Genomic DNA, 12,740 nt, shown 5'->3' with positions numbered 1-12,740 from the left:
ACATGTCAGCAGGTCAGGGGCGCGTTCGCCACATGACCAGGCGTCCGCCGCACCGTCACACTCGGGGGAATTTCCATGAGTACGCTCCGCCACCGCACCACCGTCCTCGCCGCCGCGACCACCGCCGTGCTCGCCCTGGCCCTCACCGCCTGCGGTGGCAACGACGGCACCGGCACGAAGTCCGCCGGCCCGGCGAACGACGCCGCGGCGGCTGCCGCTTCGACGGACGCCACCCAGCCCACCACCGACGCGACGACCACGGGCGCCTCGAAGACCGGCGCCGGGCAGAACACCGGAGCCACGAAGACGGGCACCTCGAAGACCGGCGCGTCCAACGGTGGCACCAAGGCGGGCGGCAGCACCAGCGACAGCTACGCCTACACGCACCCGTGCAAGAGCGGGGACCTTTCGGTACGCGTGTACCCCCGCGAGGGCTCGGCCACCCAGCAGGTGATCGAGGTCAACAACGTCGGAGCGAACTCCTGCGGCCTGAGCTACTTCCCGCGGGTCAGCCTGGGTGCCGCGAAGGCCTCGGACCACAGCTCCGACATCAGGCCGACCGTTCCGGGCGGCCTGGGCGGCGCACCCGCGTACCCGGTCAAGCCCAAGACGGCCGCCATCGCGGTGATCGACCTCAACCCGAGCGGTGCGAACGGTCTGACCTGGATCAACGAGATGAACGTGCTCGCCGACGACGACCACATGCCCAACGCGGAGACGCAGAACTTCGAGCTCGGCCCCGATGTGAAGGTGCGCGACCCGAAGCTCGGCCTGTACCGGAGCACGGTCGCCGAGGCGGTCAGCTCCATGAAGCAGGCGGGCACCTCCTGACCCGCTGAGCCGGGCCGCACGACGAGCCCCGCGGAACGCGACCCCTGCCCCGCCGCGCACACCGCACCCGGCGCAGGGGCCCGCCGTGTCCGGGGCTCCTCGCGCCGTCAGGCCTGCTCGTCCATCCCTGCCAGCACCAGCGGCAGCCGGGGCGTTCCCTCCGCACTCACGCGGACGGGGACGCCCCAGTCCTGTTGGTGGACATGGCAGGCCGGGTACTCGTTCGCCGGGTCGTCGTCGCAGGACGCCGCCATGGCGGACACATGCAGGACGCCCTCGGTGACGCCGTCGGCCAGGACCAGGTCACGGAAGAGGTCGGTACCGGGACCGGAACCCTCCGCGAGCAGCTCGGGCGGGGTCGCCGAGACCAGCAGCCGGGTCGAGGGACCGTACCGGGTGTCCAGCTTCTGCCCGGCGGGCGCCTGGAAGACCACATCGAGCCGGAGCGTGCCCGGAGCGATCTCGGTGGCCGCGCGCTGTGTGTGATGTGCCTGACCGGCGACGCGTACAGCCTCCTCCGGGAGCCGCAGCCGGGTCAGCCGGTGCCGGGCGGACTCGACGACGACGAGATCGCCCTCGACCAGCACCGCGTCGCTGGGCTCACGCAGATCCGTGGCCAGGGTGGTGACCTCGCCGCTCACGGGGTCGTAGCGGCGCAGCGCGTGGTTGTACGTGTCGCAGACGGCGACGGACCCGTCGGGCAGCGCGGTCACGCCCAGCGGGTGCTGGAAGAGTGCCTGATCCGCTCGGCCGTCGCGGTGTCCGAAGTCGAAGAGGCCGGTGCCCACGGCCGTGCGGACGGCGAAGCCGGTGCCGTCGCGCTCGACGTACCGCAGGGCGGACGTCTCCGAGTCGGCGACCCACAGCCGCTCCCCGTCGGCCGACACGGCGAGCCCCGACGGCTGGGCGAACCATGCCTCGTCGGCCGGCCCGTCGACCAGGCCCTCGTTGGTCGTGCCCGCCGCGACGCCCACGGTCCCCGTCCCTGGGTCGTACGTCCACAGCTGGTGCACGCCCGCCATGGCGATCCACAACCGGTCCGCGAACCAGGCGACGTCCCAAGGTGAGGAGAGGTCGACCTCGCGGGCCGGTCCGGCCGTCGGCGAACCCTGCCACCACTGGCGGCCGGTGCCGGCAAGGGTCGTCGTGGTCCCGGTGGCGAGGTCGAGGGCGCGTACGGCGTGATTGACCGTGTCGGCGACCGCGATCCGGCCGTCGGGCAGCACGGCGAGTCCCTGGGGCTCGGAGAACCGGGCCTCGTCGGGCCCTCCGTCGGCGAATCCCCTCTCGCCCGTTCCGACGTGGCGGCGGACCGTTTCACCGTCGCCTTCGAGCTCGACCAGGCGGTGCCGGGTGGTGTCGGAGACCAGGAAACCGCCGTCGGGCAGGAGCAGGGCCTTGCCGGGGAAGCGCAGATGCGTGGCGACCGGCTCGGGCGCGACATAGGGGCCGTCGCCACGGCGCAGCGTGCCCTTCGCCTCGTGCTCGGCCTCCAGCTCCTCGACCAGCTTCTCGATGGCGTGCGCATGTCCCTCGCCCGCGTGCTGGGCGACGACATAGCCCTCGGGGTCGACGACGACGAGCGTGGGCCAGGCCCGTACGGCGTACTGCTTCCAGGTCGCCAGCTCCGGGTCGTCGAGGACCGGGTGGTGGACCTCGTACCGCTCGACGGCGTCGACGACCGCCTGGTGCTCGGCCTCGTGCACGAACTTCGGCGAGTGCACGCCGATGATCACGACGGTGTCGCGGTGCTTCTCCTCCAGCTCGCGCAGCTCATCGAGGACATGCAGACAGTTCACACAGCAGAAGGTCCAAAAATCCAGGATCACAATGCGTCCTCGCAGGTCAGCGAGGGTGTACTGCTGGTCGCCTGTATTGAGCCAGCCGCCCTTGCCGATCAGCTCGGGGGCCCTGACGCGCGCACGTGTTGCCATGTGAACAGTCAACATCACCGTGGCCCGCGCGCATTCCTGAGGGTCCACGCATTCCGGGGAGTCCTGGGGGAACCTGTCAGCCATGAGATTCCTGGTACGTGAACGGCTCTTCGCCGTCGGTGACGACTACTGGATCGAGGACGCGGACGGCCGGAAGGTCTTCCTCGTCGACGGCAAGGCCCTGCGGGTGCGTGACACCTTCGAGCTGAAGGACGCGCAGGGCCGGATCCTGGTCGAGATCCGGCAGAAGCTGCTCAGTCTGCGCGACACGATGCTCATCGAGCGCGATGGCGAGGAGCTCGCCAAGGTCAAGCGCAAACGGCTGTCGCTGCTGCGCAACCACTACCGGGTCACGCTGGTGGACGGCACCGAGCTCGATGTCAGCGGCAAGATCCTGGACCGCGAGTTCGCCATCGACTACGACGGGGAACTGCTGGCGCAGATCTCGCGACGGTGGCTGACCGTCCGGGACACGTACGGCATCGAGGTCGTACGGGAGGACGCCGACGTGGCGCTGCTGATCGCCGTGTCCGTGTGCGTCATCGTGCTCGCGGACAAGGAGCACGACAACGACTGACGGGCGCGGAGCCCGTCGGGCGGCCGTGGGCCCGCGGACGGAGGTCGGAACCGTCGAAGACCCGCGGGCCGTGGACAGAATCACCGGCGGGCGGGCCCGACGACGGCGTCGGGCCCGGTTTCACGTGAAACGGGACTACTTGACCGTCTCGGGCGGGGTCAGCCCCAGCCGCCGGTCCTTGAGCGCCGGGAACTGCTCGCGCGTGGCGGCGACCTTCGACGGGTCGAACTCCACGCTCAGCACCTCCTCGTCCGCGCCCGCCTCGGCGAGCACCTCGCCCCATGGGTCGACGACGATGCTGTGTCCGGCCTGCTGGATTCCGGCGTGGGTGCCCGCGGTGGCGACGGCCAGCACGTACGACTGGTTCTCGACGGCGCGGGCCCGGGCCAGCAGCGTCCAGTGGGAGCGGCGGCGCTCGGGCCAGCCCGCCGCGACGATCAGCGTCTCGGCGCCCGCGTCGACCAGGCCGCGGAACATCTCCGGGAAGCGCAGGTCGTAGCAGGTCGCAAGGCCCAGCGTGGTCTCCGGCAGAGCGACCGTGACCAGTTCCTCGCCGGCGCCCATCATGACCGCCTCGCCCTGGTCGAAGCCGAAGCGATGGATCTTGCGGTACGCGGCGGCCCGCTCGCCCTCGGGCGTGAAGACGAGCGCGGTGTTGTAGAGAGTGCCGTCGGTGGCGCGCTCGACGAAGGAGCCCGCGTGCAGCCAGACCCCGGCATCGGCCGCGGCCTTCGCCATGCTGTCGTGGGTGGGCCCCTGGAAGGGTTCGGCCTCGTCCTCGAAGGCCGTGTAGGCGAACGCGCCCACGGGCCAGAGCTCAGGAAGAATCACCAGATCCGCACCGCGCTGGGCCGCGATCAGCGAAGCCGCACGCTCCCTGCGGGAATCGGCGGATTCGTCCGGGTCTACCTCGATCTGGATGAGAGAGGCGCGCACACTACCACCGTCCTGGCATTCGAGCCGTCAACACGGGCCTACGATCGTCACACGAAAGCACTGCCGGGGTGCCTGCTCGCAGCGTAACTTAGAGCGTCCGGCGACTGGGGGGTGGAAGAAGGCGCGGGGCCGGGTGCGTGCAGCTGCGGGGCGGAGGAGGAAGTCGACGCGGAGCGTTGGTGACCGACGACAACGCCGCAGATGTGCGCACCCAGCCCCCGTGACGCCACCCCCCGGTCACCGGACGCCCTGAGCGACTGAACCTCCCACGCAGCCCGCCGCCCGCGCCCAGCAGTCCAGCCCATGCACCGCAGAACCGCACGAGGGGTCCCGTGACCGTCCATCCCAGCCTCCAGACCTACGCCGATGCCTGGACCCACTCCATCGAGTCGATTGCCGAGCTGGTGAAGCCGCTCGCCGAGGGAGAGTGGAACGCCCGTACGCCGTGCCCCAACTGGTCGGTGCGCGACATCGTCTCGCACATCATCGGCATGGAGAGCGAGCAGCTCGGCGATCCGCGTCCGATCCACACACTGCCGCGCGATCTCTTCCATGTGCAGAGCGACATCGCCCGCTACATGGAGATGCAGGTCGATGTGCGGCGTCACCACACCGCGCCGGAGATGACCTCCGAGCTGGAGTACACGATCATTCGCCGCGCACGTCAGCTGCGCAACGAGACGCGTGCCCCCGAGACCATGGTCCGGGCGCCGCTGGGTGCCGAGCAAACCCTCGAACTCGCGCTGCGGATGAGGGCCTTCGACGTCTGGGTGCATGAGCAGGACCTGCGGACGACGCTGGGGCGGCCCGGCAACCTGGACTCTCCCGGCGCCCCTGTCGTCCGGGACACCCTGCTCGCCGCGCTGCCGAAGGTGGTCGCCAAGGACGCGGGCGCGCCGAACAACTCGGCGGTCGTGATCGATGTGCACGGGCCGATGGAGTTCCTGCGCACGGTCAGGGTCGACGCGGAGGGACGCGGTTCGGTGGACGGCTCGCCGTCGCTGGGTCCCGCGGTGACGCTCGCGATGGACTGGGAGACGTACTTCCGCCTCGCCTGCGGGCGGGTGCGCGTCGGCGCGGTCGCGGACCGCGTCAAGATCGAGGGCGACCAGGAACTGGCGGCGGCGATCCTGCAGAACTTCGCCGTGACGCCGTAACGCTGCGAGGCCCTGAGGCCGTAGCGCCCCGGCGCCCTGCCACCGTGGGTCGGCGGCGCCCGTCGTGCGAGGACGGGCGCGCCGCCGATCCGGCGCGACAGGCGCGTCACGCGGGTACGTGCACGGCTTCCACGCGGCTGATCACATGGTGGTCCCGCTCGCGGTGCGTGGCCCGGGAGTGCAGCCGCAGGATCTGCACGACGCCGAGCGTCTCCAGCACGAAGACCGAGGCGAACGCGATCCGGTAGTTGTCGCCGGTCGCGTCCAGCAGCACACCGACGGCGAACAGTGTGGTCATCGAGGCGACGAAGCCGCCCATGTTGACGATGCCCGACGCGGTGCCCTGGCGCTCCGGCGGGTTGGCGGGCCGCGCGAAGTCGAAGCCGATCATCGAGGCGGGACCGCACGCGCCGAGCACCACGCACAGGACGATCAGCAGCCACACCGGCGCGTGGTCGCCCGGGTAGAAGATGGTCGACGCCCAGAGCAGGGCCGTCACCGTGACCGTCCCGAGGGCCAGCGGGGCGCGGGCCGCGTGGTGGCGGGCGATGATCTGCCCGTAGACCAGCCCGAACGCCATGTTGGAGAGCACCACCAGGGTGAGCAGCTCACCGGCCGCGGACCGGCTCAGCCCCTGTGCCTCCACCAGGAACGGCAGACCCCACAGCAGCAGGAAGACCATGGCCGGGAACTGCGTGGTGAAGTGCACCCACATGCCGAGCCGGGTGCCGGGCTCCCTCCAGGCGGCGGCGATCTGCTTGCGCACATAGGCGGCGCCCGCGTGCTCGACGGGCGGCGGCTCGTGGCCCTCGGGGTGATCCTTCAGGAACAGCAGAAGCAGGACGAGAACGAGAACCCCGGCGGCGGAGCTGCCGGCGAACGTGGTGGTCCAGCCGAATCCGTGCAGGGCCCGCGCGATGAAGAGCGTCGAGACGAGGTTGCCCGCCATCCCGAAGAGGGCGGCGACCTGACCGATCAGCGGACCGCGCCGCGCCGGGAACCAGCGCGCGCCGAGCCTCAGCACGCTGATGAACGTCATCGCGTCGCCGCAGCCGAGCAGCGCCCTGGACGCCAGCGCCATGCCGTACGAGGGGGAGAGCGCGAAACCGAGCTGCCCGAGTGTGAACAGCACGGCCCCGAGGGTGAGGACCTTCTTGGTGCCGAGCCGGTCGACCATCAGGCCGACGGGTATCTGCATGCCCGCGTAGACCAGCAGCTGAAGGATGGAGAACGTGGAGAGCGCCGAGGCGTTGACATGGAACCGGTCGGCGGCGTCGAGTCCGGCGACACCCAGGCTGGTACGGAAGATGATCGCGACGAAGTAGACGGCGACACCGATGCCCCACACCCACACGGCACGCCGGCCGCCGGGTGGATCACCGGGCAGGGAGAGGCTGGGAGCGGCGGCAGAACTCACCGGTCCTCACCCCTGACCAGCACCTTGACCCGGCTGACATGACGCCGCACGACCTGCGCGGCACCGTCGGCGTCACCGGACCGGATGGCCTCCAGCAGCTCGCCGTGCTCGGTGATGTTCGCGGCGATCCTCCCCGGGTGCGCCTCCATCACGGCGACCCCCATCCGCAACTGCCGGTCGCGCAGCTGGTCGTAGAGACGCGAGAGAATGTCGTTGCCCGCGTTGCGCACGATCTCGGCATGGAAGCAGCGGTCCTTCACGGACACCGCGGCCAGATCCCCGGCCTGAGCCAACTGGCGCTGCTCCTCCAAGAGTTCTTCGAGCCGTCCGATCAACTGCGCGGAGGCGGGCACGGCCTTGCGGGCCGCGAACTCCTCGACCAGCAGCCGGGTCTCCACCACGTCCGCGATCTCCTGCGCGGAGACGGCGAGCACGAGAGCGCCCTTCTTGGGATACAGCTTGATCAGCCCCTCGACCTCCAGCCGCAGCAGCGCCTCCCGCACGGGCGTACGGGAGACACCGACGGCCTCCGCGAGATCGCCTTCGGTGAGGAGCGTGCCGCCCTCGTAGCGACGGTCCAGAACCGCTTCCTTGATGTGGGCATAGACGCGCTCGGCGGCGGGGGGCTGCTTGACGGTCGGCTTCGTCGGCTTCACGGCGGACTTCACGGGGGGCTTCACGGCTGGGGGTGCGGCAGGCATGTACACAGCATAGATACAAGATGCGTGCATGACGGCATCCGTCCGGGATCCGGACAGGCCCCCGCCTGCTTTCCGGACAGACCCGCGACCCGCCGCGAAGAAGGATCCATGCCGCGCTTCGGGGGAGACCCGTGCCGCGGACCACAGGAGGCCCGCGCCGAACCTTCCGGGAACACCTGCCGGACCTCCACGGAGGAGCCCCTCGAACCGAACCCCGCGTTGCTCCGAAATTGCCCCAGGAATCAGCACATCCTTCCGCCCGTCTCATGAGTCTCACCACCGAGCGGCACCCTCTTGTGGCCGCATTCCAGGGGCATTTGGAGCGTTCAAGTTGAAAATCGGCATTAAGGGCATAAACCGCGTTTCCGCCACTGCCACCGTGGCTCTCACCGCGGGTGCCGTCATCGCGGGCAGCGTGTTCGCCTCCACGGCGCAGGCCGCCACGCCGCCCACCCCCTCGATCACCGCCAAGGGCGGGTTCGTGATGAACAACGGCACCGCGAAGACCCTGTTCAGCAAGGCCGCGGACACCCGTCGCTCCACCGGTTCCACCACCAAGATCATGACCGCCAAGGTCGTCCTGGAGCAGAAGAATCTGAACCTGGACTCCAAGGTCACGATCCAGAAGGCGTACAGCGACTACATCGTCTCCAAGGGCGCCTCCTCGGCCCACCTGATCGTGGGCGACAAGGTCACGGTCCGTCAGCTGCTGTACGGCCTGATGCTGCCGTCCGGCTGCGACGCCGCGTACGCGCTGGCCGACAAGTACGGCTCCGGCACCACCCGTGCGGCCCGCGTGAAGTCGTTCATCGGCAAGATGAACGCCTCCGCGAAGTCCCTCGGCCTGAAGAACACGCACTTCGACTCGTTCGACGGCATAGGGAACGGCTCGAACTACTCGACGCCGCGCGACCTGACGAAGATCGCCAGCAGCGCGATGAAGAACTCCACGTTCCGCACGGTCGTGAAGACCAAGTCGACGAAGCAGAAGGTCACCACGAAGTCCGGTGGCTACCGCTACATGTCGTGGTCCAACACCAACGCCATGCTCAGCAGCTACAGCGGGGCGATCGGTGTGAAGACCGGTTCCGGCCCGACGGCCAAGTACTGCCTGGTCTTCGCCGCGACCCGCAACGGCAAGACGGTCATCGGCACGGTGCTCGCCTCCACGAGCGCGACCACCCGCACCGCGGACATGAAGAAGATCATGGACTACAGCTTCAAGAAGTAGTCCCGGCCGGCGGTCGGCCCGGCCGAACCGGCCGGGCCACGGACAACGGCACGAAGGAGGGGCCCCGCGGTGCGCGGGGCCCCTCCTTCATTACGGTCGGGCCGTCAGGCCCAGGTGATCAGCCGCTTCGGCTGTTCCAGGATCGCGGCGACATCCGCCAGAACCTTGGAGCCGAGCTCGCCGTCGACCAGACGGTGGTCGAACGACAGGGCCAGCGTGGTGACCTGCCGCGGCTTCACCTTGCCCTTGTGCACCCACGGCTGGAGCTTGATCGCACCGACGGCGAGGATCGCCGACTCGCCCGGGTTCAGGATCGGCGTACCCGTGTCGACGCCGAAGACACCGACGTTGGTGATGGTCACCGTGCCACCCGCCATGGCCGCGGGGGACGTCCTGCCCTCACGTGCCGTGGAGACCAGCTCGCCCAGTGCCGCGGCGAGTTCCGGCAGGGTCTTGTCGTGCGCGTCCTTGATGTTCGGCACGATCAGACCGCGCGGGGTGGCGGCGGCGATGCCCAGGTTGACGTAGTGCTTGCGCACGATCTCCTGGTTCGCCTCGTCCCAGGCGGAGTTGACGTCCGGATTGCGCCTGATCGCGACCAGGAGCGCCTTGGCGATGATCAGGAGCGGGTTGACCCGGACCCCCGCCATCTCCTTGTCCTCCTTGAGCTCCGCCACCAGCTTCATCGTGCGCGTCACGTCGACGGTCACGAACTCCGTGACGTGCGGCGCGGTGAAGGCGCTGTCGACCATCGCCTGGGCGATGGCCTTCCGTACGCCCTTGACCGGGACACGGGTCTCCCGCGCACCCGCGACGACGGGAGCCGGCGCCTCGGGGGCCGAGGGCACGGTGGGCTCCGCCTCGACCGGGGCCACGGCCTGGGCCTGGGCCTGGGCCGGTACGGGCGTGGCCGCCGCGTGCACGTCCGCGCGGGTGATGATGCCGCCCTCACCGGTCGGCACGACCGTCGCCAGGTCGATGCCCAGGTCCTTGGCCAGCTTGCGCACCGGCGGCTTCGCCAGCGGCCGGCTCCTCTGAACGGCCACGGGTCCGTGCCCGTTCAGCTCTCCCTGGACGGCCGCCGCCGCGGCCGGAACCGCCGCCCCGGTGCCCTTGCGGGCGCGCCGCTTCGTGGAGGTCTCGGCCACGCCGTATCCCACCAGGACGGGCTGACGGCCCTTGGGAGCCTCCGGTTCCGGCTCCGCGGCCGGGGCGGGCACGGCGGCCGGAGCGGCGTCACCGCTGCCCGGTGCCACGTCCACCGCGATGATCACCTGGCCGACGTCCACGGTCGTGCCCTCGGGGAAGCGCAGCTCGTGCACCACCCCGTCGAACGGGATCGGCAGCTCCACGGCCGCCTTGGCCGTCTCGACCTCGCACACGACCTGGCCGTCGGTGACGGTGTCGCCGGGCTGGACGTACCACTTGAGGATCTCGGCCTCGGTCAGTCCCTCGCCCACGTCGGGCATCTTGAACTCACGGAAGCGAGCAGCGTTGGAAGTGTCGGTCATCGTTGTCACGCCCCAGTCCTCAGTACGCCAGCGCGCGGTCGACGGCGTCGAGCACACGGTCGAGACCCGGCAGGTACTCGTCCTCCAGCCGCGCCGGCGGGTACGGGGCGTGGTAGCCGCCGACCCTCAGCACCGGTGCTTCCAGGTGGTAGAAGCAGCGCTCGGTGATCCGGGCGGCGATCTCGGCCCCGGAGCCGTAGAACACCGGTGCCTCGTGGACCACCACGAGCCGGCCGGTCTTCTCGACCGAGGTCTGGATGGTGTCGAAGTCGATCGGGGACATGGACCGCAGGTCCAGCACCTCGATCGACTTGCCCTCCTCCTGGGCGGCCGCGGCCGCTTCCAGGCAGACCTTCACCATCGGGCCGTAGGCGACGAGCGTGAGGTCGGAGCCGGTACGCGCCACCGTGGCCCTGTGCAGCGGGCCGGGAATGGAGTCGGTCTCGACCTCTCCCTTGTCCCAGTAGCGGCGCTTCGGCTCGAAGAAGATGACCGGGTCGTCGCTCTGGACGGCCTGCTGCATCATCCAGTAGGCGTCGCTCGCGTTCGAGGGCGAGACCACCTTCAGGCCCGCGACGTGCGCGAACAGGGCTTCGGGGGACTCGCTGTGGTGCTCGACGGCGCCGATGCCGCCGCCGTACGGGATCCGCACGACGACCGGCAGCTTGATCTTGCCGAGCGCCCGCGCGTGCATCTTGGCGAGCTGCGTGACGATCTGGTCGTACGCGGGGAAGACGAAGCCGTCGAACTGGATCTCCACGACGGGCCGGTAGCCGCGCAGGGCCAGGCCGATCGCGGTGCCGACGATGCCGGACTCGGCGAGCGGGGTGTCGATCACCCGGTCCTCGCCGAAGTCCTTCTGGAGTCCGTCGGTGATCCGGAAGACACCGCCCAGCTTGCCGACGTCCTCACCCATGATGAGGACCTTGGGGTCGGTGTCGAGGGCCTTGCGCAACGACTCGTTGAGCGCCTTCGCAATGGACATCTTTTCCATGGCCATGGCTACTTGCCTTCCTCGGCGGAGTCCGCGAACGATGCCTGGTACGCGGCGAACTGGGCGCGCTCCTCGTCGACGAGCGGATTCCCGTCGGCGTAGACGTGGTCGAAGATCGCCATCCGGTCCGGATCGGGCATCGCCCGCACCGCCTCACGCACCCGCTTGCCGAGGGCCTCGCTCTCCTCCTCCAGCGCGGTGAAGAACGCCTCGTCGGCGGCGCCCTGCTTCTCCAGGTACGTACGCAGCCGCAGGATCGGGTCCTTGGCCTCCCATGCTGCGCGCTCCTCGTCCGCCCGGTACTTCGTGGGGTCGTCGGAGGTGGTGTGCGCGCCCATGCGGTAGGTGAAGGCCTCGACGAGCGTGGGCCCTTCCCCCCGGCGGGCCCGCTCCAGCGCCGACCTGGTGACGGCCAGGCAGGCGAGCACGTCGTTGCCGTCGACCCGTACACCGGGGAAGCCGAAGCCCTGCGCGCGCTGGTAGAGCGGGACGCGGGTCTGCTTCTCGGTCGGCTCGGAGATCGCCCACTGGTTGTTCTGGCAGAAGAAGACGACCGGGGCGTTGTAGACCGCGGAGAAGGTGAAGGACTCGGCGACGTCTCCCTGGCTGGAGGCACCGTCGCCGAAGTACGCGATCACGGCCGAGTCCGCGCCGTCCTTGGCGACGCCCATGGCGTAGCCGGTGGCGTGCAGGGTCTGCGAGCCGATGACGATCGTGTACAGGTGGAAGTTGTTGCTGTTGGGGTCCCATCCACCGTGGTTCACACCGCGGAACATTCCGAGCAGATTGGTCGGATCGACCCCGCGGCACCAGGCGACGCCGTGCTCGCGGTACGTCGGGAAGACGTAGTCGTCGTCACGCAGGGCCCGGCCGGAGCCGATCTGGGCGGCCTCCTGGCCGAGCAGCGAGGCCCACAGGCCCAGCTCGCCCTGGCGCTGCAGGGCGGTGGCCTCGGCGTCGAAGCGGCGGGTCAGGACCATGTCCCGGTACAGACCGCGCAGCTCCTCGTCGGTCAGGTCGATCCGGTAGTCCGGGTGCTCCACGCGCTCGCCCTCGGGCGTCAGCAGCTGTACGAGCTCGGGCTCGGAACTCTGTGGCGTCCTGGCGGACGTCTTCGCGGACGTCCTGGCCGGCGTCTTGGCGGACGTCTTAGCGGCTGTCTTAACGGCGCTGGTCCGCTTACTGCTGCGTCGCGGTTTGCTCGCGGCAGTGCTCTCCACGGTCACGTGCGTGCTCCTCCGTCGGTCCGGCCCCCGGGGTCTGCCGGGAAGCCAGTGCGGCTCGCCTGTGGCCGTACCCGTGCACGGGGTGGGTGCCGCTCGGTCCGGAAACAGGCGTGACAGGTGCCCCGGCGAGCGCCCTGCCAAAAGCACGTTACCCAGTACGCCGCTTAACTGCGAAACCCTATCTGACCTGCGATTTTGCTTGGATTTCCAAGTAAATCGAAAAAG

11 protein-coding genes are annotated in these 12,740 nt (G+C 69.8%); 4 read left to right on the top strand and 7 right to left on the bottom strand.

All coding sequences use genetic code 11. The features are described from left to right. Positions 1 to 75 precede the first annotated feature (75 nt). The gene (locus ACIRP2_RS18305) at positions 76 to 831 is read left to right on the top strand and encodes a hypothetical protein (RefSeq protein WP_404251389.1); all 756 of its coding nucleotides are present in this window, start codon (positions 76 to 78) and stop codon (positions 829 to 831) included. Positions 832 to 938: 107 nt separating this feature from the next. Here ACIRP2_RS18305 and ACIRP2_RS18300 read toward each other — a convergent pair whose 3' ends face one another. Then, positions 939 to 2,765, bottom strand: a complete 1,827-nt coding sequence (locus tag ACIRP2_RS18300) for an NHL domain-containing thioredoxin family protein (protein ID WP_404251387.1) — start codon at positions 2,763 to 2,765, stop codon at positions 939 to 941. 82 nt (positions 2,766 to 2,847) lie between these two features. On the opposite strand from ACIRP2_RS18300, the gene ACIRP2_RS18295 reads away from it, so the two are divergent. Then, the gene (locus ACIRP2_RS18295; protein ID WP_404251385.1) at positions 2,848 to 3,342 is read left to right on the top strand and encodes an LURP-one-related/scramblase family protein; all 495 of its coding nucleotides are present in this window, start codon (positions 2,848 to 2,850) and stop codon (positions 3,340 to 3,342) included. A gap of 135 nt (positions 3,343 to 3,477) precedes the next feature. Here the strand turns inward: ACIRP2_RS18295 and ACIRP2_RS18290 are convergent, their stop codons facing one another. Further along, positions 3,478 to 4,278, bottom strand: coding sequence for a carbon-nitrogen family hydrolase (locus ACIRP2_RS18290; RefSeq protein ID WP_404251383.1), 801 nt, complete (start codon positions 4,276 to 4,278; stop codon positions 3,478 to 3,480). Between the two features lie 332 nt (positions 4,279 to 4,610). Here ACIRP2_RS18290 and ACIRP2_RS18285 point away from each other — a divergent pair, with 332 nt between their 5' ends. Further along, positions 4,611 to 5,435, top strand: coding sequence for a maleylpyruvate isomerase family mycothiol-dependent enzyme (locus tag ACIRP2_RS18285; protein ID WP_404251381.1), 825 nt, complete (start codon positions 4,611 to 4,613; stop codon positions 5,433 to 5,435). A gap of 106 nt (positions 5,436 to 5,541) precedes the next feature. Here ACIRP2_RS18285 and ACIRP2_RS18280 read toward each other — a convergent pair whose 3' ends face one another. Continuing rightward, the gene (locus ACIRP2_RS18280) at positions 5,542 to 6,852 is read right to left on the bottom strand and encodes a nitrate/nitrite transporter (protein ID WP_404251379.1); all 1,311 of its coding nucleotides are present in this window, start codon (positions 6,850 to 6,852) and stop codon (positions 5,542 to 5,544) included. Next, on the bottom strand, positions 6,849 to 7,553 hold the full coding sequence (locus tag ACIRP2_RS18275) for a GntR family transcriptional regulator (protein WP_404251377.1): 705 nt from the start codon (positions 7,551 to 7,553) through the stop codon (positions 6,849 to 6,851). The genes ACIRP2_RS18280 and ACIRP2_RS18275 overlap by 4 nt, the downstream gene beginning before the upstream one ends. A gap of 331 nt (positions 7,554 to 7,884) precedes the next feature. On the opposite strand from ACIRP2_RS18275, the gene ACIRP2_RS18270 reads away from it, so the two are divergent. Continuing rightward, entirely contained in the window at positions 7,885 to 8,784 is a 900-nt protein-coding gene (locus ACIRP2_RS18270; protein ID WP_404251375.1) for a D-alanyl-D-alanine carboxypeptidase family protein, read from the top strand. Between the two features lie 104 nt (positions 8,785 to 8,888). On the opposite strand, the gene ACIRP2_RS18265 is transcribed toward ACIRP2_RS18270, so the two are convergent. The 3 genes from ACIRP2_RS18265 to pdhA are packed head-to-tail and all read right to left on the bottom strand — an operon-like array spanning position 8,889 to position 12,515. Next, on the bottom strand, positions 8,889 to 10,304 hold the full coding sequence (locus tag ACIRP2_RS18265) for a dihydrolipoamide acetyltransferase family protein (RefSeq protein ID WP_404251373.1): 1,416 nt from the start codon (positions 10,302 to 10,304) through the stop codon (positions 8,889 to 8,891). Positions 10,305 to 10,314: 10 nt separating this feature from the next. Beyond that, positions 10,315 to 11,295: an alpha-ketoacid dehydrogenase subunit beta gene (locus ACIRP2_RS18260; RefSeq protein ID WP_376209159.1), complete on the bottom strand. Its 981-nt coding sequence runs from the start codon at positions 11,293 to 11,295 to the stop codon at positions 10,315 to 10,317. Positions 11,296 to 11,297: 2 nt separating this feature from the next. Then, positions 11,298 to 12,515, bottom strand: a complete 1,218-nt coding sequence (gene pdhA / locus ACIRP2_RS18255; RefSeq protein WP_404251370.1) for a pyruvate dehydrogenase (acetyl-transferring) E1 component subunit alpha — start codon at positions 12,513 to 12,515, stop codon at positions 11,298 to 11,300. Between the last annotated feature and the right edge of the window lie 225 nt (positions 12,516 to 12,740).

The organism is Streptomyces sp. NPDC101194, from assembly GCF_044767885.1.
GTDB lineage: Bacteria > Actinomycetota > Actinomycetes > Streptomycetales > Streptomycetaceae > Streptomyces.
The sequence above is the reverse complement of the archived record's forward strand: the minus strand, read 5'-3'. Positions and strand labels throughout refer to the sequence as shown.

Coding starts and splice junctions, on each gene's coding strand:
- ACIRP2_RS18260 (WP_376209159.1), bottom strand. CDS start 11,295: ATGGCCATGGAAAAGATGTCCATTGCGAAGGCGCTCAACGAGTCGTTG.
- ACIRP2_RS18295 (WP_404251385.1), top strand. CDS start 2,848: ATGAGATTCCTGGTACGTGAACGGCTCTTCGCCGTCGGTGACGACTAC.
- ACIRP2_RS18305 (WP_404251389.1), top strand. CDS start 76: ATGAGTACGCTCCGCCACCGCACCACCGTCCTCGCCGCCGCGACCACC.
- ACIRP2_RS18300 (WP_404251387.1), bottom strand. CDS start 2,765: ATGGCAACACGTGCGCGCGTCAGGGCCCCCGAGCTGATCGGCAAGGGC.
- ACIRP2_RS18275 (WP_404251377.1), bottom strand. CDS start 7,553: ATGCCTGCCGCACCCCCAGCCGTGAAGCCCCCCGTGAAGTCCGCCGTG.